Source organism: Psychrobacillus sp. Z3-81 (genome assembly GCF_056620325.1).
On the sequence record NZ_JBWQPU010000006.1, the window covers coordinates 176,270 to 198,383 of the forward strand.

The 22,114-nt window shown below is 38.3% G+C and carries 22 protein-coding genes; 15 read left to right on the forward strand and 7 right to left on the reverse strand.

The window, feature by feature from the left end:
• Positions 1–345: 345 nt before the first annotated feature.
• From AC1ECF_RS08840 to AC1ECF_RS08855, 4 genes are all read right to left on the reverse strand, one after another.
• Complete coding sequence (locus tag AC1ECF_RS08840; RefSeq protein WP_480389042.1) at positions 346–819, reverse strand: YehS family protein; 474 nt, start codon at positions 817–819, stop codon at positions 346–348.
• Positions 809–2,221: a 23S rRNA (uracil(1939)-C(5))-methyltransferase RlmD gene (gene rlmD / locus AC1ECF_RS08845; protein ID WP_480389043.1), complete on the reverse strand. Its 1,413-nt coding sequence runs from the start codon at positions 2,219–2,221 to the stop codon at positions 809–811. The genes AC1ECF_RS08840 and rlmD overlap by 11 nt, the downstream gene beginning before the upstream one ends.
• 206 nt (positions 2,222–2,427) lie before the next feature.
• On the reverse strand, positions 2,428–3,234 hold the full coding sequence (locus AC1ECF_RS08850) for a polysaccharide deacetylase family protein (protein ID WP_480389072.1): 807 nt from the start codon (positions 3,232–3,234) through the stop codon (positions 2,428–2,430).
• Between the two features lie 73 nt (positions 3,235–3,307).
• Positions 3,308–4,204, reverse strand: a complete 897-nt coding sequence (locus tag AC1ECF_RS08855) for a TIGR01777 family oxidoreductase (RefSeq protein WP_480389044.1) — start codon at positions 4,202–4,204, stop codon at positions 3,308–3,310.
• 136 nt (positions 4,205–4,340) lie between these two features.
• Here AC1ECF_RS08855 and recX point away from each other — a divergent pair, with 136 nt between their 5' ends.
• The 3 genes from recX to AC1ECF_RS08870 are packed head-to-tail and all read left to right on the forward strand — an operon-like array spanning position 4,341 to position 5,731.
• Positions 4,341–5,153 carry a recombination regulator RecX gene (gene recX / locus AC1ECF_RS08860; RefSeq protein ID WP_480389045.1) on the forward strand — a complete coding sequence of 271 codons (813 nt, stop codon included), beginning with the start codon at positions 4,341–4,343 and terminating at the stop codon, positions 5,151–5,153.
• Entirely contained in the window at positions 5,143–5,472 is a 330-nt protein-coding gene (locus tag AC1ECF_RS08865; RefSeq protein WP_480389046.1) for a YfhH family protein, read from the forward strand. Before recX ends, AC1ECF_RS08865 begins: the two co-directional genes overlap by 11 nt.
• Position 5,473: 1 nt before the next feature.
• A complete protein-coding gene (locus AC1ECF_RS08870; RefSeq protein ID WP_480389047.1) occupies positions 5,474–5,731 on the forward strand; it encodes a YfhJ family protein in 258 nt (85 codons plus the stop codon).
• A 525-nt stretch (positions 5,732–6,256) separates the two neighbouring features.
• On the opposite strand, the gene AC1ECF_RS08875 is transcribed toward AC1ECF_RS08870, so the two are convergent.
• Positions 6,257–7,237 (reverse strand): metal-dependent hydrolase, encoded by a 981-nt coding sequence (locus tag AC1ECF_RS08875; RefSeq protein WP_480389048.1) that lies wholly within the window; start codon positions 7,235–7,237, stop codon positions 6,257–6,259.
• 112 nt (positions 7,238–7,349) lie between these two features.
• On the opposite strand from AC1ECF_RS08875, the gene mutY reads away from it, so the two are divergent.
• From mutY to AC1ECF_RS08920, 9 genes are all read left to right on the forward strand, one after another.
• A complete protein-coding gene (gene mutY / locus AC1ECF_RS08880) occupies positions 7,350–8,414 on the forward strand; it encodes an A/G-specific adenine glycosylase (RefSeq protein ID WP_480389049.1) in 1,065 nt (354 codons plus the stop codon).
• A 94-nt stretch (positions 8,415–8,508) separates the two neighbouring features.
• Positions 8,509–8,721: a gamma-type small acid-soluble spore protein gene (locus AC1ECF_RS08885; protein WP_480389050.1), complete on the forward strand. Its 213-nt coding sequence runs from the start codon at positions 8,509–8,511 to the stop codon at positions 8,719–8,721.
• A 279-nt stretch (positions 8,722–9,000) separates the two neighbouring features.
• Positions 9,001–9,540: a nucleoside tri-diphosphate phosphatase gene (ntdP, locus tag AC1ECF_RS08890; protein WP_480389051.1), complete on the forward strand. Its 540-nt coding sequence runs from the start codon at positions 9,001–9,003 to the stop codon at positions 9,538–9,540.
• Between the two features lie 55 nt (positions 9,541–9,595).
• Positions 9,596–11,350: an ABC transporter ATP-binding protein gene (locus AC1ECF_RS08895; RefSeq protein WP_480389052.1), complete on the forward strand. Its 1,755-nt coding sequence runs from the start codon at positions 9,596–9,598 to the stop codon at positions 11,348–11,350.
• Between the two features lie 303 nt (positions 11,351–11,653).
• Positions 11,654–12,673, forward strand: coding sequence for an ABC transporter ATP-binding protein (locus AC1ECF_RS08900; protein ID WP_480389053.1), 1,020 nt, complete (start codon positions 11,654–11,656; stop codon positions 12,671–12,673).
• Positions 12,648–13,664 (forward strand): ABC transporter ATP-binding protein, encoded by a 1,017-nt coding sequence (locus AC1ECF_RS08905; protein WP_480389054.1) that lies wholly within the window; start codon positions 12,648–12,650, stop codon positions 13,662–13,664. Before AC1ECF_RS08900 ends, AC1ECF_RS08905 begins: the two co-directional genes overlap by 26 nt.
• Positions 13,654–15,255: an ABC transporter substrate-binding protein gene (locus AC1ECF_RS08910; RefSeq protein WP_480389055.1), complete on the forward strand. Its 1,602-nt coding sequence runs from the start codon at positions 13,654–13,656 to the stop codon at positions 15,253–15,255. Before AC1ECF_RS08905 ends, AC1ECF_RS08910 begins: the two co-directional genes overlap by 11 nt.
• Before the next feature lie 142 nt (positions 15,256–15,397).
• Entirely contained in the window at positions 15,398–16,402 is a 1,005-nt protein-coding gene (locus AC1ECF_RS08915) for an ABC transporter permease (RefSeq protein WP_480389056.1), read from the forward strand.
• A gap of 14 nt (positions 16,403–16,416) precedes the next feature.
• Positions 16,417–17,313, forward strand: coding sequence for an ABC transporter permease (locus AC1ECF_RS08920; RefSeq protein WP_480389057.1), 897 nt, complete (start codon positions 16,417–16,419; stop codon positions 17,311–17,313).
• A gap of 56 nt (positions 17,314–17,369) precedes the next feature.
• Here the strand turns inward: AC1ECF_RS08920 and AC1ECF_RS08925 are convergent, their stop codons facing one another.
• Together AC1ECF_RS08925 and AC1ECF_RS08930 are read right to left on the reverse strand one after the other, a co-directional pair.
• Entirely contained in the window at positions 17,370–18,455 is a 1,086-nt protein-coding gene (locus AC1ECF_RS08925; RefSeq protein WP_480389058.1) for an FUSC family protein, read from the reverse strand.
• A gap of 24 nt (positions 18,456–18,479) precedes the next feature.
• Positions 18,480–19,778, reverse strand: coding sequence for a glutamate-1-semialdehyde 2,1-aminomutase (locus AC1ECF_RS08930; RefSeq protein WP_480389059.1), 1,299 nt, complete (start codon positions 19,776–19,778; stop codon positions 18,480–18,482).
• Positions 19,779–19,951: 173 nt separating this feature from the next.
• Between AC1ECF_RS08930 and bcp the strand changes: the two genes are divergently transcribed.
• The 3 genes from bcp (at position 19,952) to perR (ending at position 21,926) form a co-directional block, all read left to right on the forward strand.
• Entirely contained in the window at positions 19,952–20,434 is a 483-nt protein-coding gene (bcp, locus tag AC1ECF_RS08935) for a thioredoxin-dependent thiol peroxidase (protein ID WP_480389073.1), read from the forward strand.
• 1 nt (position 20,435) lies between these two features.
• Complete coding sequence (locus tag AC1ECF_RS08940; protein ID WP_480389060.1) at positions 20,436–21,380, forward strand: D-2-hydroxyacid dehydrogenase; 945 nt, start codon at positions 20,436–20,438, stop codon at positions 21,378–21,380.
• A gap of 102 nt (positions 21,381–21,482) precedes the next feature.
• Positions 21,483–21,926 carry a peroxide-responsive transcriptional repressor PerR gene (gene perR, locus AC1ECF_RS08945; protein WP_480389061.1) on the forward strand — a complete coding sequence of 148 codons (444 nt, stop codon included), beginning with the start codon at positions 21,483–21,485 and terminating at the stop codon, positions 21,924–21,926.
• Positions 21,927–22,114: the final 188 nt, after the last annotated feature.

Here is a 22,114-nt window from a genome sequence, read left to right on the forward strand (position 1 = left end):
CAAAATAATGCATAATGATTCCTGTTTGGTAAATGAACATGTAAAAGTATTCTTTACTTTAAAATATTTTGTTTTGAAATGAAATAATAAATATACAGAAAGTTGCATTTAAATAAGGCAGGGTGTTCTAGTTGGTAATTTTACACAATTATAAAAAGGAGGGAGTTAGGTAGTGTATTTTTTAGGTTAAAATGAGGATTTGGGTGTTTCGAAAATAAAAAGAAAAACACTTACAATTTTCTATTCAATTGTAAGTGCATTTTTTGATATTAAATTTAGGATTTTATTCGTATGGTGAGAATTCTAGTCTATTTCGATAGGTCTGAGAACATTGCTTAGACACTGTTACCCGCGGTATTTAATAGCTAACCCTTTTAAAAAGTTTCTGGCAAATTTATCTCCACATTCTTTAAAATTTCGATGTCCTTCTTTTCGAAGGATAGCCCCTAGCTCACTTTTCGTGATATTAATACGGGCCTCTTCAAATATTTCCATCATATCTTCACTAGTTAGAGATAAAGCAATTTTCATCTTTTTTAAAAGCATATTATTGATAGGTTCGTTAGAAGGAACGGGAGGAGCCTGATTATTGTCTTGTTGTCCTCTTTTGTAAACGATTAGACCGTTTAAAAACGACTCCATCATTTTGTTATTACATTTCAACGTATCCTGTTCTTCTTCCTCGTCTACTTTTTTCAGCATCTCAATTACATCAGCCTTTGAGATTTCTACGCCACCAAGCTTAAAGATTTCTACCATTTCAGGATTTTTTAAATCAAGAGCGTATCTTACACGTCTTAGAATATCGTTATTCTCCATTTCTTCCTCTCCTCTTTACAGTCTTATCCTCTCTCAGCTTTAATAAACAAACGGCTTCGATGTGAGCTGTTTGAGGAAACATATCTACTGGTTGGATATATTCGATAGTATAGGCTTTTGATAAGTCCTTCAAATCCTTTGCAAGTGTGGAAGGATTGCAAGATGTATAGACAAAACGTTTTGGTTTAATTTCTAAAACTGTTTGAATAAAGTCCTGATCTAGCCCTGTACGTGGTGGGTCTACTGTTAATACATCGGGTATAAAGCCTTCATTTTTCCACTTTTTCAGCCATTTTTTTGCTGGTCCGTGGACATACAGGGTATTCGTGTAGCCATTACGCTTTGCATTTTTCTTTGCATCCGATATGGATTCCTCGATGATATCCATTCCCCGTACTTCCTTTGCATTTTTGGCAAGCCATAAACCAATAGTTCCAACACCACAATAAGCATCTACGACAGTTTCTTTTCCTGTCAGATTGGCTGCTTTTTCAATCTCGTTATATAGGTGCTCTGTCTGTGCTGGATTAAGCTGGAAGAATGCACGGGCAGATAAATCAAATGCCAACTCACCAAGTTTTTCATGGATTGTTTCTTTTCCATATAGATTAAACGTAGCATCTCCAAATATTAGAGAGGTTTTTTCTTTATTGATGTTTTGATTGATAGATACTATATTGGCATCTATTTTACGAATCATTTGGACAAGCTCTTCTTTATGAGGCATCTTTTTTTGAGTTGTCACTAATGTTACTTGTATTTGTCCTGTTTTCATTCCAGTTCGTACTACGATTGTGCGAACAATACCATTTGGATTTTTATCATCATATATAGGAATATTAAGCTGTTGTAGATATGCTTTTATTTCGTTTGTAATCTTTGTAGTTGCAGGATGCTGTACCATACATTCATTAATATCAATTAACTTATTAGTACCCTCTGCATACAGACCAGCAACTACATCTCTACCCAGTCTCTTTGTTTGAAACTGGCTCTTATTACGATAAAGCCAAGGATTTTCCATCCCAATCGTCTCTTTGACTTCGATGGATGGAACCAGGTCCTTCACATACCGCTCTAAAGCCTGAATCACAATATCTCTTTTTTCCACTAACTCTCTTTCATACGTCATATGCTGGAGCTGACAGCCGCCACAAGCATCATATACAGGGCAAGGGGGAGTTACTCGATCGGAAGAGGCTTGTCTAATTTTTTTTATCTTCGCCTCTGCATATTTGGGAGTAGCCTTTGTAACCTCTGCAATGACTACCTCTCCAGGCAGAGCTCCTTTTACAAACACAACATTTCGCTTAAAGAAGCCGACTCCTTCCCCGTTGATACCTAATCTCTTTATTGTGAGAGGGAATTCTTGTCCGACTTGTATCATCGTTTGTTCCTTCATGTATTCACGTCCTTTTTAGCCAATAAAACAGTATACCTATATTATACACACACTGGCAAGGGAAAAGATTTCATTTGCTAGCATCTTTAAAGGATATATTTGATTTGGGAAATAATAAAAAGACAGATCAAGAAATGGAAACTGAAGTAGAAGAAATAATATAAAATGGAGAAGCCTAGATGATCCAGTGCTTCTCCATGTTGTTATTAAGGTAGGGTATAGCTAGGGAGATTAGTTTTCGCCAGGTTTAAATCATCAAGCTTTCCAAAAGTATATCCTCTTTTTCGAGCTTCTGTGATGAATGCTGGAAGTCCCTCTGCATTATCTGGAGATACGGTATGCATTAAAATGATCGCTCCAGGGTGAATCTGTGTAATTAGTTCATTATAAGCATACTGACCACCTTTCTTTTGGTCACGATGCCAATCAATAAATGCAACCGACCAGAAGAAATGCTGGTAGCCAGCTTCTAGTGCTGCTTCCAAAACCTCTTCATTAAAAGTTCCCTCTGGAGGCCTTGTAACTGTAGTACGCTCCAAAGAAGTAAGCTCTTTTAAACGGTTATCAAACTTTTTTAGCTCTTGTTTGATTTCTGACTTCGAAAGTCTAGCTAAATTCGGGTGACCGTATGAATGGTTTCCGATTTGGTGTCCATCCTTAATCATACGTTGTACTAAATCAGTCGCACTTTCTAAGTAGTGCCCGGTCAAGAAAAAAGTGGCACGAATGTTTTCTTTCTTTAAAGTGTCTAAAATACTTTCGGTATAGCCGTTTTCATAGCCATTATCAAAGGTAAGGTAGATAATTTTTTGATCAGCTGGACCTTTATAGAAAGCATCATATTTTTCAAGTAATGCATCTAGGTCAGCACCAGCTTCTGGTGGTATTTCGTTTCGGGCCTTTTTAAAGCCCCAATGAATTTCCTTTGCTTCTGCAGGTAACGGCTGGTAGGACAAGCCTACTCCAAATATGAGTGCAGCCATTATTATTCCAACTATATGAGATTTCACGATTTGTTTCCCTCCAATTTACTTTCACCAAAAAAGGTGCAACACTTTTTTAGTAGGTTGCACTCTTGGAAGGTAATTATTCATATATGTCTTTTAAAGCACTTTCGAGGTCTGGAAACTGAAAGGGGAAATTATTTTGCAGCAGAACCTGTGGTGTCACATGTTGTCCTTCTATTACTAACTGACTTTTTTCTCCCAAAGCAATCTTTAATGCAAAGGCTGGTACAGGAAAATAGTGAGGTCTTCCAAGCACAGATGCTAAAATCTTACCAAAATCATTCATTCGGATAGGATTTGGGGAAACAACATTAAACGGACCTCCCAAATTATGCTCAATAGCAAACAAAATCGATTTTGCTACATCCTGAATGTGTATCCAAGACATCCAATTTTGCCCGCTGCCGATTTTTCCTCCAACAAACAGCTTATAGGGAAGTGCCATTAACGGTAATGCTCCTTCTGTTTTATCTAATATAATCCCGAATCTTGCATATGCTACCTTTACTCCTAGCAGGCTGGCTTCTTCTGCTTTTTGCTCCCAATCAGCCACTGTCTTTGCTAAAAAGTCTTTACCTAGATTAGACTCCTTTTCCGTATAGTTTGTATCCAAGGAAGCAGGATAAATACCAATAGCACTAGCATTAATTAAGTTACTTGGTTTGTGCTCTAAAGAACGAATAATTCGCAAAACCTCTTCGGTTGCTAAAATTCTGCTGTCGTATATCTTCTTTTTTTGTCCTTCTGTCCATCTACCATTGTTAATGGATTCTCCTGCAAGATTAACAATCGCATCTACTCCTTCAAGCCTTTCTTCTGGGCAAGCCTGAGCTGTTAACCATTCTACATAGGTAATAGATTTTTCATCCTGTTTAGGGGATCGAGTAAGTATGATTACCTGATGTCCTTTTTTTATTAAAAGCTTTGTTAATGCTCTCCCAACTAAGCCGGTCCCACCAGTAATAGCAATTTTCATTTCTTTGCCTCCTTACTCTTTCTTCTTATTCTAACATTTTCTAATACCCTATCTCCCTGTCGAAAAACAGGATACTTTATCGAAAAGTTAGTTGTAAGGTATAATGAAGTACTAGAATAGATTGGAGAGAGTGAGTATGCCCGTTATTACAAAGATAGCAAGACAAAAAAATAATAATGAGCGATATAATCTCTATTTAGATGAAAAATATGCTTTTAGTGTAGACGAAGCGGTACTCGTTAAATACCAGCTAACAAAAGGGAAAGTTTTAGCAGCCTTTACGATAGATGAAATGGTTTTTGATGACGAGGTAAGAAAGGCTTACAATAAGGCAATTCAGTTCTTAAGCTATCGTATGAGAAGCGAGCAAGAGGTGAAAGACAAGCTGTTAGCAAGCGAATTTGGTGAAGCTGTTGTGATTGAAGCAATACGAAAGCTTTACGAGCATGGTTTTCTAAACGATGAAAGCTTTTCAAAGGCACTTGTAGCAACTCAAAAGAAAAATGCCAAAAAGGGACCGAGGGCTATAAGAGTGGAGTTGAAGAAAAAAGGTATTGAACAGCAACTTCAGGACGAGGTTTTATCGGCTTATTCAGAAGAGGAGCAGGTTAAGATAGCAACAGGATTAGTTGAAAAATTAATCAAACAAAATCATACAAAGACTCCTTTGCAAATAAAACAAAAAGCACAAGACCTTCTCTTAAGAAAGGGCTTCAGCTTTTCCATCATATCCTCAGCAATGGAATCTCTCCCTTTAGAAAAGGAGCAAGATGAATGGGAAACGTTAATAGAAGCTCAAGGTGAAAAGATTTGGAGAAAATATAGTAATAAGCTTAGCGGCTTTGATTTACATAATAAAGTAAAGCAAGCTCTTTATCAGAAGGGCTTCCCAATTGAGCATATAGAGGCTTTTATAGAAAAGAAGGAGCTGGAACAACATGAGGGATAAGAAATATAGTGAGATGACAGAGCAGGAGCTCAGAGAAGAAATAGCAAGACTGAAGGAAAAAGCACGAAAAGCTGAGCAGCTGGGAATTGTTAATGAATTCGCTGTATATGAAAGAAAAGTAACATTAGCACAATCTTATCTGACCGATCCTCTTTCCATTAAAAAGGGAGAACTGTATAGAATAAGCGGAGATCCAGGAGTATTTTTCTACGTAGAATATTTAAAAGGAAGATTCGCTTGGGGATATCGATTGGGTGGAGAAAAATATGAGGAAGCATTACCAATATCTTTATTAGAACCAGTAGAGGAAGGGAAGTAGCATGCAAGAAAAAATCGAAGAACTAACTCAATTACTACTAGAAAAAAATGACAAGCTTTCTTATGAAAAGGCACTTGCTTGGATTGAATTGCTCTGGTCTGACTTTGAATCCTCCTATGCAAGAGCGGGATATGAGTATAAGGGAGCTGCAGTTACAGAAATGGTCATTCGAAAATGGATCGATGGCTACGGAGGACAGCTACACGAATTTGCAAACACAAATGAAAAGTATAAGCATCTACTAGATGCAAATGAATAAGCAACGTAACAAGCGATAGGGATAGCTGAGGGGTTAAGAAGAAAGTGAGAATTTTGATGAGGTATTCTTTAGGAAAAAGACTTCTGGTGTATTAGGGATAGGTAAGCTAGCCCCTCGTTAATGTTGGGTGCTATCGTCTTATTGAAAAGATTGGAGAATGGAATATATATTTGACATATTCTTCATACACTCTATTTCCAACCGGAAGCGACTGGCGGCGACTCCTGCGGGAGCAGGGTGGTAGGTAAGACAGCACAACCATGCGCGTTAGCGTTGGGTGCTGGCTTACCACGCCCCCGCGGAAAGCGTCCGCCACGAGCGACTCACTTCTTCTATCCCTAACCGGTTTCTGACCAACGTCCTATTGACCTCACGGAAAGCATCCGACACAGCGGAGAACCCAGTAACACCAACAACTAAAGAAGCACTTATGATTTAATCATCATAAGTGCTTCTCCTTCGATAATGCCATAAACCAAGCGTTTATGGTGTTTTATATGTCTAGCTTCAGTGGTACTAGCGCTATTAATTGGATATAAAATCTAATTTTTTTCGTAGCTTATCCTCGCTGAATATCCAACCTGTATAGGAATTGACTATCTCTAAATCCTCATCTAAATGGGCAACAGCCACAAAGGGATAGTAATCATTACTCCTATACCGCAAATCGATTAATCGTACTTCATGTATATTGTCAAACTTGTTAATTTCCCATCTAAAAATCGGGGAAAAAGAAATGAACGCACTTAGATTGGGATCATCCAATGCTGCTCTCACTAAAGGGGAGCTCGGTATTGGGACCTTTTCAAATTTGTCATAGATCGTAATGGAACGGCCATAAGCTCTTCCAACATAATGATGAGTTGCAGAAGTGGCTGCAATTCGCCAACTCAAAAAACGAATAGTTGGAGCGATTATTATTTCTTCAACATCTGGCAACGTTTTTTTCACACTATTTTTTACTGCTTTTTGTACTGCAAAACGGAGGATGTAATACAGAATTATTACCCCATACATAATAAGGAAGGTAATTACTGGATTTGCTCCGAAAAACCAAATGAAAATCCCGATAATATGAATTCCAAAAATGATTGGATCAAAGGTATTAATAACACCTAATGCCACCCATTTTCGAGAGAATGGTCTGAGCGCTTGGGTTCCATAAGAATTAAATATATCAACAAATACATGTAAAAAGACGGCCAAAAATGTCCAAAGCCAAATATGAAGCCAGTCAGCAGAAGGCATAATGAGCCATAAAACTCCAGAAATAAGCAGTGGCCATAAAAGTACAGCAGGAAGAGAGTGGGTAATCCCACGATGATGCCGTATGTAAACGGCATTGTTTCTAAGCTTTAATACAGTATCTATGTCAGGTGCTTGGGAGCCGATTATTGTTCCGGCGATAACTGCAGTAGTGGTGATTGTACTATTAGCTACTACGGGATCGGCAAAAGCTAACCCACCAAGTGCAATACCCATAACGAAATGCGTACCTGTATCCATGCTCTTTATCAGCTCCTTTAGGAAACAGTCAAATATTATTATAAAACGTAAATATCATTATTTACATACCCGTTTTTCATTTCCCATAATCTTTTTAGAAAGGATACAAAAAGTGGAAAAGATATATAAACAAAAGGTTAGAGATGCGTTAGTCACCTGGTATTTAGAAGAAAAAAGAGATCTTCCTTGGAGAAAGACAACAGATCCATATAAGATTTGGGTCTCCGAGGTAATGCTTCAACAAACAAAAGTAGAAACTGTTATACCTTATTATGAAAGGTTTATTGAGAAATATCCTTCCTTAGAAGCCTTAGCTTCTGCAGAAGAGGAAGAACTTCTAAAACAATGGGAAGGATTAGGCTATTATTCCAGAGCAAGAAATTTACAAGCTGGTGTACGAGAGGTAGTAGAGGCTTATGATTCTCAAGTTCCAACAAGTCGTGAGGAAATATCTAAATTAAAAGGTGTTGGACCATACACAGCAGGAGCTGTTCTAAGTATTGCCTACGGGATTCCTGAACATGCAGTAGATGGAAATGTCATGAGAGTTCTTTCAAGGATTTTACTTATAGAAGAGGACATTGCAAAGCCTAAAACAAAGAAAACCTTTGAACGTGCAGTTATGGAGCTCATTGATAAAGAAGATCCATCCTCCTTCAATCAAGGGTTAATGGAACTGGGAGCAGTAATATGCACCCCAACTAAACCAAAATGTCTTCTTTGTCCTGTCAGAGAATATTGTACTGCTTATTTTGAAGGTAAGCAGGGAGACTTGCCTATTAAAACAAGCAACAAAAAGACAAAGCTTCATTATATGAAGTCAATGATTATTAAGCGAGACGATGAGAAGATTTTATTGGAGCAACGACCAAGTAAAGGTCTCCTCTCGAACATGTGGCAATTCCCAATGGTAGAGCTACCTACCACCTCTCATACTATAGAGGAAATAATGGAGTACGAATATGGAGTGGAAATAAAAAAAGGCAAGGAAATCAATGCGTTTAAGCATGTCTTTTCTCATTTAACTTGGGAAATGGAAAGCTTTGAAGGCTCTCTTATACAAGAGAAGATGCTTCCAAGTAGCTGCAAGTGGTTTACTATGGAAGAAATTGAGGCACTTCCAATGCCAGTCCCAATATTAAAGATTTTTAATGAATATAAAAAGAAATTTACTTGAATTTACTCTTACTAGCATGCTCGAAAGTCCAACAACCGATCACTAATAAAATGATTTAAATCATTCAAAGAACTGCGTGAAAAAATAAAAACAAATGAATAATATCACTTCACCTGCACATCATAATGTTTGTACGGAGGTGAAATCCATGAAAAAGAATAGCAGTCAACGTCAGAACAAAAAGCCAGAATTTGCATCTGAAACTGACATTCAACAAGTTAAAGAACAAAACCGTCAAGCTGAAATGAAAAAACAGCAAGCAAGCGGGAAGTATGCAGGCGGTTCTTTTAACAATTCTTCAAAATAAGAACATGGATACACCAAAAATCAGCGAGGGCATATTGCCTTCGCTGATTTTGTTCTAAATCAAAATATCGCTCCTACCTAAAAGAAAATATTTCTGACATAGAGGAATACTTCCTGACATATCTTTTGAACTGATTCCTACATATTTATTAAAAGGACCTTTTAAATTTAAATTTAACTTACCAAACCTATTTTTACTACAGTTTTTTCCTATGGATTGTTATAATATGAAAATAGGAAAAATTATATAAATTGCGCTTGATGAAAAGGTGGCTAAATCATGGCGATTCCAACAGAAGGAGAAATTATTCAAATTCATAGTTATAAACATAATGGCCGTATCCACCGTGTCTGGCAAGAAACGATGGTTCTAAAGGGTACTAAAAATATTGTGATAGGAGCAAATGAACGAACGCTTGTAATTGAAGCGGATGGTAGGACTTGGGTTACAAGGGAGCCCTCCATTTGTTATTTTCATGCAGAGCATTGGTTTAATATTATTTGTATGCTACGAGAAGATGGGGTATATTATTACATTAATATTAGCTCACCCTTTGTCTACAATAATGGTCGATTAAAATACATTGACTATGATTTAGACGTGAAGGTTTTCCCTGATATGTCCTATACGATTCTTGACGAGGATGAATACGAGCAACATAAGAGTGAAATGAAATACCCACCTGAAATGGATGCTATTTTAGAAGGGAATATTAAAAAACTTATATCTTGGATCAAGCAAAGAAGAGGACCGTTCGCTCCTGACTTTATTGAAGCTTGGACAAGTCGTTATCACTTTTATAAACAGCTTAACGAGTAATGGAAACCTGTTGAATGCCCAACAGGTTTTTCCGTTTTAGAAAGGAAGTTTCAAAATGGGTTCTATCAAGAGATATATGAGATTTGTAAAGCCATATAATTTACAGATTTTCCTGACCATCATAATAGGTATTGTGAAGTTTGCAATCCCACTTTTTATTCCGTATTTAATTAAAATTGTTTTAGATGACATCATTGGTGCAGAAACGCTCACTAACCCTGAAAAAATAAGGCAACTGTTTTATTGGCTGGGGGGGACTGCCATTGTATTCTTCATCGTCCGTCCACCTGTAGAATACTACCGACAATACTTAGCTCAATTAGTAAGTAATAAAATTTTATATGACATACGTCAGAAGTTATATGGACATTTACAAAAGCTAAGCATGAAATATTATTCAAATAATCGTGTAGGCGAAGTTATCTCTCGTGTGATTAATGATGTGGAGCAAACGAAGAACTTTGTCATGATTGGATTAATGAATGTATGGCTTGATCTTGCTACAATCTTAATCGCTATCGGAATTATGCTTACGATGAACGTAAAGCTGACAATTGTTACGCTTATTGCATTTCCATTCTACGCATTTAGCGTGAAGTATTTCTTTGGGAGACTCCGTGACTTAACGAGGAAGAGGTCGCAAGCGCTTGCGGGTGTGCAGAGTTACTTGCATGAGCGGGTGCAAGGAATGAGTATCATTAAAACCTTTACGTTAGAAAAGCATGAGCAAAAGAACTTTAATGAGACCAATGGGGAGTTTTTAGATAAGGCTGTTGACCAAACAATTTGGAACGCCAAGGCCTTTGCAGTGGTAAACACGATAACCGATATTGCACCGCTTCTTGTCATTGCATATGCCGGCTACGAAGTAATTAATGGAAATCTGTCTATTGGAACTATGGCGGCATTTATTGCTTATATAGAAAGACTTTACAGTCCGCTTAGAAGGCTAGTGAACTCCTCTACAACGCTTACACAATCTATTGCGTCTATGGACAGAGTATTTGAGCTAATGGATGAAGAGTATGATATTTTGGACAAGCCGGGTGCTTATCCTTTAAGGAAAGCTGCAGGAAATATAACCTTTTCGAATGTCCAATTCAAATATGAGGAAGAAGGACATACAATCCTTAAGAACGTCAGCTTCCAAGTGAATGCTGGAGAGACAGTTGCTTTTGTCGGAATGAGCGGTGGAGGTAAGTCTACTATTATTAGCTTAATACCTCGTTTTTACGATGTTTCCTCTGGAAGTGTAACAATAGATGGTCACGATGTAAGAAATGTGACGATAGAGTCTCTTAGACAACAGATAGGTATTGTATTACAGGATAATATTTTATTCAGTGATTCAGTAAAAACCAATATATTAATGGGAAGACCAGATGCTACGGAGGAAGAGATTATTGCCGCCGCAAAAGCTGCTAATGCTCATGATTTTATCATGGAGCTTCCAGAAGGATACGATACAAAGGTTGGGGAACGAGGAGTTAAACTGTCTGGCGGTCAAAAGCAACGAGTAGCAATTGCGAGAGTATTTTTAAAAAATCCAGCTATTTTAGTTCTAGATGAAGCGACTTCAGCATTAGATTTAGAGAGCGAATCTTTAATTCAGGATTCGTTGGCACGTTTAACAGAAAATCGCACAACTATTATTGTGGCCCATCGACTTTCCACTATCACACATGCTGATAAGATCATAGTGATTGAAAACGGAGAGGTTTCAGAGGAAGGTACACATGCAGAGCTAATGAGTAAACGAGGGGCATATTTTAATTTATTTCAAATACAACAACTAGATACAGAGACATAATAATTTAAGCATCCTATAAGGCGAAATTCTTCTTATAGGATGCTTTTTTTTACCTAGATATGAATTTGAAAAATAAGTAAATAGTTGTGTTTATTCTAAAACTATTGAAACTATTGATAGATTATGTAAAATTACAATAATACTGAAAATAAAGAAAATGACAAATTTTAGGTTTGCTAGATTTTGTGAATGAGAAGTACGACCCTGATAAAAAGAGGGCTGTAGCAAGTGAAGATATGCAAACCATGCTTTAGCAAATGAACATGCCTAGTTCTGTAGAAAAAGTAAAAAAGGAGCATCCAAATGTCAGACAAGAATAAGATTCTAGAGATTAAAGAGCTTCAGACATCCTTTTTTACAGATGAGGGAGTTATCCCTTCAGTTGACCGTATTAGTTTTGAGGTCAAGAAAGGAGAAATCCTTGGAATTGTCGGAGAATCCGGCTGTGGGAAAAGTGTCACCTCTTTATCTATCTTGGGCTTAGTTCCAAGTCCTCCAGGTAGAATAACAAATGGACAAATACTATTCAAAGGGAAGGATCTAACAAACCTCTCTGAAAAAGAGATGAGGAAGATCAGGGGAAATGAAATAGCGATGATTTTCCAAGAGCCAATGACCTCTTTAAATCCTCTTTTTACCATTGGTAACCAATTAGAAGAGGCAATTGCGTTACATAAGAAAGATTGGAGTAAAAAACAAATACGTAGCAGGGCAATTGAAATGCTGAAGCTTGTGGGACTTCCAAGAGCAGAGGAATTGATGAAGGAGTATCCACATCAGCTATCTGGCGGGATGAGGCAAAGAGTAATGATTGCAATGGCACTTGTTTGTGACCCAGAGCTATTAATAGCAGATGAGCCTACAACTGCTCTAGATGTAACCATTCAAGCACAGATTTTAAAGCTAATGAAAGACTTGAATGAAAGGTTAAACACAGCTGTGATTCTAATTACTCATGATTTAGGAGTGGTTGCAGAAGTATGTGAGCGGGTCGTTGTCATGTATGCTGGAAAAATTGTAGAAGAAGGAATGGTTCAAACAATCTTTAAGGATCCACAGCATCCTTATACAAAAGGGCTTATTGCATCTGTTCCGGACATGAGATTTAAGAAGCAACGTTTATACTCTATCCCTGGAAACGTGCCGAAGCCAGGCACTGTTAAACAAGGCTGTCGCTTTGCTGCGAGATGTGAGTATGCGTTTGCTCGCTGTGTGGAAGAAAATCCTCCTTTGTATGAAACATCTGCTGGGCATAAAACAAGATGTTTCTTATATGACGAGAAGGAGGTAATGGACATTGACAAAGCCGTTGTTAGAAGTTGAAGGCTTAAAGAAGTATTTTCCGATTAGAAAAGGCTTACTAGGAAGAAAAGCTGGATTTGTAAAAGCTGTGGATGATATCTCCTTTCATGTTCATGCAGGAGAAACACTGGGCATTGTAGGGGAATCAGGTTGTGGTAAGTCAACAACAGGAAGAATGCTTATGAGACTGTTAGAACCCTCAGATGGTCGAGTTGTATTTGATGGTGTGGAAATAACAGCTTTATCAGAGGCAGCTATGCGAAAGCTTAGAAGAGAGATACAGATGGTGTTTCAGGATCCATACGCATCTCTTAATCCACGCCACACAGTAGAAAAAATATTAATGGAACCATTAATTGTTCATAATATCGGCAATCCAAAAGAACGAAAACAAAAGGTATACGATCTGCTAGAAACAGTAGGATTAAGTAAATATCACGCTAAAAGATATCCTCACCAATTTAGTGGTGGGCAGAGGCAGAGAATTGGAATAGCAAAGGCATTGATGACAAATCCGAAGCTCATTATTGCAGATGAGCCAGTCTCTGCGTTAGATGTCTCTATTCAAGCTCAAGTATTAAATCTCATGCAGGACCTTCAAAAGGAATTGAAGCTTACGTATATTTTCATTGCTCACGATCTTGGTGTTGTTCGACATATTAGTGACCGAGTAGGAGTAATGTATCTAGGAAAATTAGTAGAGCTTGCTCCAAGTGAAAGTCTTTATGCGGAGCCTTTACACCCGTATACAAAAGCGCTACTTTCAGCTGTTCCAGTGCCAGACCCAGATTTCAGGCGGGAACAAATCATCTTAGAGGGAGACATACCTAGTCCATCTAATCCACCATCGGGCTGCACATTTCATACCAGATGTCCCTTTAAAATGGATATCTGTTCAAAGGTAGTACCAGCATTGCAAGAAGTGAATTCCGGTCAATTTGTTGCGTGCCATTTATATAATGAACGCAGCATTGATAATAATCAAAATGTGGAGGGTCTATATGAGAAATAAAAAGTTGCTGTCTTTTTTATTAATGTTTTTTGTATTAGGGACAATTTTAGCTGCTTGTGGAGCAGATGATGGAGATCAAGCAGATGGTGATGAATCCGAAGGTAACAAAGTCTTAGTCTTTGGTCGAGGTGGGGATTCAGTATCTTTGGATCCTGCAATTGTAACAGACGGAGAATCCTTTAAAGTGACACAGAACTTATTTGAGACATTATTAAACTTTGGTGACCAAGATACTACGATCCATCCGGGTCTAGCAAAGGATTGGTCTACGTCAGAGGATGGATTAACGTACACCTTTATTTTGGAGGAAGGCGTTAAATTCCATGATGGGACTGACTTTAATGCAGAGGCTGTAGTAAAGAACTTCGAGCGCTGGGCAAATGGCTCTGAAGAAAGCTTCTATTATTATGGTTCTATGTTTGGAGGATATGCTGGAGACGAAGGGCATGTGATTGAATCAGTAACTGCTGAAGAAGAGTATAAGGTAGTCTTTAAGCTGAAAAGACCACAGGCTCCATTCTTGAAAAATATTGCAATGAGTCCATTTGGCATTGCTAGTCCAACTGCATTTGAAGCTGATGGAGATAAATTTGGAGATAATCCAGTAGGTACAGGACCATTTAAATTTGTTGAGTGGAAGCGTAACGAAACAATTACAATTGAAAAATTTGAAGATTATTGGGTTGATGGTTTACCAAAATTAGATAGAGTTGTATTCCGTTCTATTCCGGATAACGCTGCCCGTTTAAATGCATTAATTAATAACGAAATCGACCTTGCGGATGGAATTAATCCGGAGGATGGAGCAAAAGTAGAGGGAGATTCTAAACTTCAGCTATATGAAAGACCATCGATGAATGTAGGATATCTAGGATTAACAACAACTCGTCCTCCTTTTGATAACGTAAAGGTTCGTCAGGCAATGAATTATGCAATTGATAAACAATCCATTGTGGACGCTTTCTTTGAAGGGAGAGCAGACGTAGCGAAAAACCCAATACCGACTTCCATTAGTGGTTATAACGATGAAATCGAGGGGTATGAATACAACCCAGAGAAAGCAAAAGAACTTTTAGCGGAAGCAGGATTACCAGATGGTTTTGAGATGGAATTATGGGCAATGCCGGTTCCAAGACCATATATGCCAGATGGAAAGAAAGTTGCAGAAGTTATACAGAAAAACTTAGAAGACATTGGAGTAACAGCAAAAATCGTTTCTTATGAATGGGCAACATATTTAGAGAAAGCTAGAAATGGAGAAGCAGATGCATTCCTTCTTGGATGGACTGGTGATAATGGCGATGCTGATAACTTCCTATACGTATTATTAGATCAAGACAATATCGGAAGCAATAACTATACGTATTATGAAAATGATCAACTTCACGATATTCTAATCGAAGCGCAGTCTGAAATCGATGAAGAGAAGCGTATTGAATTATACAAACAAGCACAAGAAATTATTTTTGAGGACGCTCCTTGGGTGCCGCTTGCTCACTCTACACCATTATTAGCAGGAAAAGCAGATTTAACAGGTTTCTTACCTCATCCAACTGGTTCAGACAAATTAGCGAATGTTGATTTTCAGTAATGATTGAAGGAGGAAATCGTCTAACGATTTCTTCCTTTTTTAAAACGTCTAAAAGCTAAAAAAGGGAACTATTCTCCAGTTTTTCTATTGTCTAGATAGACAGAACGCTTCGAAGAGAAAGAGGAAGAGGTGAACACTGACTTTGTTACATTTTATAGGGAAAAGATTATTACAGTTGATACCTGTTTTGCTAGGGATGACCTTTGTTGTCTTTATGATTATACATGCAATTCCAGGAGACCCAGCACAGGTGATTCTTGGACAGCTAGCCTCACAGGATGCAATAGAGGCTCTTAGGTTAAAGCTAGGATTGGATCAACCATGGTACGTCCAATACTTTGACTATCTAATTCAGTTATTTCAAGGGAATTTAGGAGAATCACTTAGAACCGCACAACCTGTAGCTTCGGAGATTTGGCCGTATCTAGCTGCAACTTTTGAACTGACCTTATTTGCGATAATCATTGCGGTTATCGTAGGAGTAAATGCTGGAATTATCTCTGCGTGGTTCCAGAACTCCTGGTTTGATTATTTAGCGATGATTTTTGCCTTAATCGGAGTTTCTATTCCAATTTTCTGGCTTGGTTTGATGGAGCAATGGATATTCGGTATTGAACTGCATCTTTTCCCAACTGGGGGGAGATCGGATGCACGTGACCCTATCTCTACTATTACGGGCTTATATATCATTGATACGATCCTAAATGGCCGGTTTGATCAGCTGGTTACTGTGTTGAAGCATTTAGTACTACCAAGTATTGCGTTGGCAACTATTCCGATGGCTATTATTGCTCGAATGACAAGATCAAGCATGCTGGAGGTAATGCGAGCAGATTATGTTCGTACTGCGAGAGCAAAAGGGCAAAGAATGTTTTTTGTTGTATACAAGCATGCATTAAAAAACGCTGTGATTCCGGTATTAACGGTTATCGGCTTACAAATGGGGCTTCTGCTTGGAGGAGCGATACTCACAGAGACTATTTTTAGCTGGCCGGGGATCGGAAGATATATCTATGATGCTATTCAATTTAGAGACTATCCAGTCATCCAATCTGGCATATTAGTTGTTGCGTTTATATTTGTCATGATTAACTTGTTGGTTGATATCTTGTATGGAATCATTGATCCAAGGATTAAATATGACTAGAAGGAGGGATAGATATGTCTGAAACAGCTCCGATACAGACTGCTCACTCTATTCCAAGTGACGATTCTACAACTGGTCCATGGAGAGAGGCGTGGAGAGGCTTTCGAAAGAATAAGATTGCTTTAGTAGGAACAACCATTGTATTTACATTTATTCTAATTGCTATTTTTGCTCCGTGGATAGCACCGTATGGAATGAATGATCAGCTTCTAAAATCAAGGCTGCAGCCTCCTTCTAGTACACATTGGTTTGGAACAGACGATTTTGGAAGGGATATATTCTCTAGGGTAATTTTAGGGGCAAGAATATCTCTATGGGTTGGTTTCTTCTCGGTAATTGGCTCTGTTATTGTGGGAAGTATTTTAGGAATTATCGCCGGTTATTATGGTAAGTGGGTAGATGTTATAATTTCACGTATTTTTGATATTATGCTAGCTTTTCCGAGTATTCTATTGGCTATTGCTATCGTTTCTATTTTAGGGCCGTCTCTTCAGAACGCATTAATAGCGATAGCAATTATTAATATTCCTAACTTCGGTCGTTTAATTAGATCTCGAGTACTGAGTATAAAGGAAGAGGAATACATAACCTCGGCCAGAGCAACTGGAATGAAAAACATTCGTATATTATTTTCGCATATCCTGCCAAACTCTATGGCTCCCGTTATTGTATCGGGTACACTTGCGGTTGCTACAGCTATCATAGAGGCAGCGGCTTTAGGCTTTCTTGGATTAGGAGCAGAAGCACCAGCACCAGAATGGGGCAAGATGCTAGCTGATTCAAGGAACTATATAACAAACGCCCCTTGGACTTTAATATTCCCAGGTCTAGCAATTATGCTGACTGTATTAGGGTTTAATTTAATGGGAGATGGTTTGAGGGATGCCTTAGATCCAAAAATGAAAAACTAATTCGTATAATAAAAAACATCATTCTTCTCAAAAGAGAAAAATGATGTTTTTTGCAGTTAGAAGGGTGATTCCTCTACCTGTACGGTAAGCTCGTTGCTATGGAAATTTTGATAGGAAGTGATGAGTCGATCTACATGCTCTAATTGCTCTTCATACATAAGGATAGCGGATAGAAGATGAAGCAAATGGTAGGTGGAAAATTCTTCTTCCTCTTCAATCGTCACAGCTATTTGCTGTAAGAAGATGTTCATTACTTCTTGTCTTTGTAAAAAGGCATTTTCTCTATTCCAATCTATATGCTCAGCTTTAAGCTTGCCTAAAAACTTCAGATGCAACTGTTCATGGTAGGTTAATAATGCATCTAACCTTTCTTTAATCATCATTCTGAAATGCTCAGGTAGGCTCATTATTTCATGCTCATGCTGATGCAGTCTGCTCAAAACGTCTAGACTTCTATAGGAAATAGCAATAAGCTCTCTGTAGACGACTGTCTTTCTACCCTTTGAATAAAGTGATTTTTTGGTGTAAACTCTTTCTTCTTTGAAGAAGGAATAAATTTGATCAATTCGACTAAGTCTGTTTTCTATCTGTGCTATTGCCTGCTTGGTGGATTGGTGGTCAGAAGCATGTCTAACACAGATACGAATCCAGCGAATGATTTCATCCTGTGTAAAATGAATGGAATTAAACAGCTTCGTTTCAAACTTGGGAGGTATAAAAACCATATTTACAATAAAAGCAGAAAGCACCCCTACTAATATTGTTAAAAATCGTATTAAGGCAAACGTAAGGAAATCTTCTCCCTGTATTTCCATGATCGCAATGACGGTTACCAATGCTAAAGAGATTGTTTTCTCCAGCTTGAAGCTTATCATAATAGTGATTGCTACAATAGCAGCAAAGCCTATTACAACGATGTTATTACCGAATAGTAAAGCGAATAATACTGCCACAGCTGCACCAATCAGATTGGATTGTACTTGCTCGATTACTGTTAAGTAGGAGCGATAAATGGATGGCTGTATAGCAAAGATAGCAGCAATGCCTGCGAATACAGGGCTAGGAAGCTGGAGCAGTTCCGCTACTAATAAAGCAAAGACAATCGCTACTCCTGTTTTAAATATACGTGCTCCTAATTTCATTGCATCCTACCCTTTCTTAAAACATTATCTTTTCTCATTTAATTGTGCAAAAGCTTTATTTACAGCAACAATAGTTTCTTTAATATCTTCTTCTGTATGTGCAGTAGTTACGAACCAAGCTTCATATTTGGAAGGAGCCAGGTTAATGCCCTGTGCAAGCATAAGCTTGAAGAATTTAGCAAACATTTCACCGTCGCTTGCTTTAGCCTGTTCATAGTTCTCTACCTTTACATCGGTAAAGTATACAGAAAGTGCACCTTTAATACGATTGATCGTAATAGTTATGTTATGTTCCCTAGCGGCTTTCAAAATTCCTTCTTCTAGCATTGCACCTAGTCTATCTAGTTCTTCATATATGCCAGGCTGCTGTAAAACCTCTAAGCAGGCAATACCAGCTTGAATAGAAGCAGGATTTCCGGCCATTGTACCTGCTTGGTAAGCAGGACCCAATGGAGCAACTTGTTCCATTATTTCTTTTTTCCCGCCATAAGCACCGATTGGAAGACCTCCACCAATGATTTTACCGAGTGCTGTCAAGTCAGGAGTCTGACCAAGCATAGTGGAGGCTGCTCCATAGTGAAAACGGAAAGCAGTGATAACTTCATCATAAATCACTAAAGCGCCTTTTTCTTTAGCAAGTTTGTGCACAAGTGGTAAAAATCCCTCATTTGGTTCTACCATCCCAAAGTTTCCGACAATCGGCTCCACTAAAATCCCTGCAATTTCATCTCCCCATTTTTCCATTGCTTCTTGATATGCAGCTGGATCATTGAAAGGGATCGTAATCACTTCTTGAGCAATTGATTGTGGCACCCCTGCGGAGTCAGGAGTTCCTAAAGTTGCAGGACCAGAACCAGCTGCAACTAGTACTAAATCAGAATGTCCATGATAGCAGCCAGCAAATTTCATGATTTTTGTACGGCCAGTATAGGCTCTAGCTACACGGATAGTCGTCATGACTGCCTCTGTACCTGAATTTACAAAACGCACTTTATCCATAGATGGAATAGCGTCTTTTAGCATTTTAGCAAAAACAACCTCATGCTTTGTAGGTGTTCCATAAAGTAATCCTGTTTGGGCTGCTTTCGTTATTGCTTCTGTAATATGTGGGTGGGCATGACCAGTAATAATTGGTCCGTAAGCGGCAAGATAATCTATGTACTTATTGCCATCTACATCGTAAAAATATGCTCCTTCTGCTCGTTCCATTACAACTGGAGCTCCTCCTCCTACTGCTTTGTAGGATCTTGAAGGACTGTTTACGCCTCCTACAATATGTTCAAGTGCTTCTGCTTGTATATGTTCAGATTGGGTGTGATTCATCTGTATAACCTCCAATAATTATTGTTCAAGGTAGTAAAGTATATGACGTATCAGCTTTCATGTCTACCAGCAAATACGTTCTTTCTTATTTTAGACAATATTGTTAGAAAAGGCTAAAGAAATTGAACAAATGAGGGAACTTCGTTACCATAGGAAGAAAAGAGGAGGAGATTATATTGGTATTAGAGGGTATGTCTGCACCATTGTTTACGTTGAAGAATGAAAAAGGAGAGCAAGTTTCTCTAAAAGATTTTGCTGGGAAAAAGTATGTTGTTCTTTATTTTTATCCAAAGGATTCGACTCCAGGTTGTACGACAGAGGCATGTGATTTTAGAGAAAATCACACTAATTTCTCCGACCTGAATGCAGTAATATTGGGTGTTAGTGCTGATGACGAAAGAGCACACCAGAAATTTATTGAAAAGCATGGTCTTCCATTCTCTTTATTGATAGACGATACACATGAGGTTTCAGAAGCTTATGGAGTATGGAAGTTGAAAAAGAATTTTGGCAAGGAATATATGGGAATCGAGCGTTCGACCTTTTTAATTGACCCTACTGGAACAATTGTGAAGGAATGGAGAAAGGTGAAGGTGCAGGGCCATGTGGAGGAAGTGTTGTCTACTATTAAATCATTAAAAGAAGGTGGGGAATAGGGTGGAGGTGTTATTTTCTTTATTGCCAAATGAAAGATTGCAAGAGCAGCTTGTTCAAAAGTTTCCGGAGGTGCATTTTACTTTTCAGAAGGGAATAAATGAAGAGAGGCTTTCTGTTGCCGAAGTTCTCGTTACCTATGGAGAAGATCTTTCGAAGGAACTGCTAGCATCCGCTAAAAGGTTAAAGTGGATCATGGTGGCCTCGGCAGGAATGGAGAAGATGCCACTAAAGGAAATTGGGGAGAGGGGCATCCTAGTAACAAACGTTAGAGGGATTCATAAAATACCAATGGCTGAATCGATTATCGGACATCTTCTTTCTGTAAAAAAGTCGCTTCATAAGATGAGAGAAAATCAGAAGAGGGGAGAGTGGGTAAAACGCCTACCGTCCTCAGAGCTTTACGGCTCTACAGCCCTCATACTTGGACCGGGTGCTATCGGTGGAGAAGTCGGAAGGCTATTACAGGCTTTCGGAGTAAAAACAATCGGATGTAACCGAAGTGGACAGAAGGCAGAATATATGGAATCTATGGTCTCATTTGAAAAACTAGAGCAAGCTTTACCAGCTGCTGATATCCTTATTTCTGTATTACCAAGTACAGAGGAAACGAGAGGATTGCTGACCAGTAAACATCTTCAAAAAATGAAGCCCACCTCTATCTTTATGAATTTTGGTAGAGGTGACCTTGTAAAAGAAGAGGAGCTTTTAGAAGCACTAGAGAAACAATACATAGCGTTTGCAGTATTAGATGTTTTTGAAGAAGAACCATTGAAAAATGGACATCCATTTTGGAGTATGGAGAATGTAATTGTATCCCCGCATGTTTCGAGTCACTCTTCTCAATACTTAGTACGTGCTCTTGATATTTTTTCTAATAATTTAACTCATTGGTTACATAATAAAAAAGAATTCCTAAATGAAGTGGATGTAACAAGAGGATATTAGGGGTTTTACTATACGAATGGTCTAAAATTTGACATGGATAGGGTTCTTCTTTATACTTATTATAATATAATAATCCTATAATATATGGAGAGGTGCATTGCGATGACGGAAGTACATTTAAGAGATGCTTTGGATACACTGAAATCCACCGGTGTACGTATAACTCCTCAGCGCCATGCGATTTTGGAATTTATTATTCAATCCATGTCTCACCCGACAGCGGACGATATATATAAAGCACTTGAAAGTAAATTTCCTAGCATGAGTGTTGCGACAGTATATAATAACTTGCGTGTTTTCAGAGAGGCTGGCTTAGTCAAAGAGTTAACCTATGGAGATTCTTCGAGCAGATTTGATTTCATTACGAATGATCATTATCATATGATTTGTAATTCATGCGCAAAGATCGTTGATTTTCACTACCCAGGACTTGATGAAGTAGAGCACTTAGCTTCTCATATAACTGGCTTTGAAGTAAGCTCCCATCGAATGGAGATTTACGGCAAATGTCCGGACTGCCAAGAGCATGCGACAGAAGTTCAATAACTACTATTAAATAGGAGGACGCTACTTTTCCGGTAGGTCCTCTTTTTTGATTGTAATAAAACGGACCATCCTCAAGGTTGGAGGGTGGTCCATTTTCGGTTTAGGAATCGCCAATGCCTTCCACCGTTTTACTGGAGTGCTGAACGAGAGTAAATGGATGCTATCCGAGAATAAAGTCGCCTTAACCG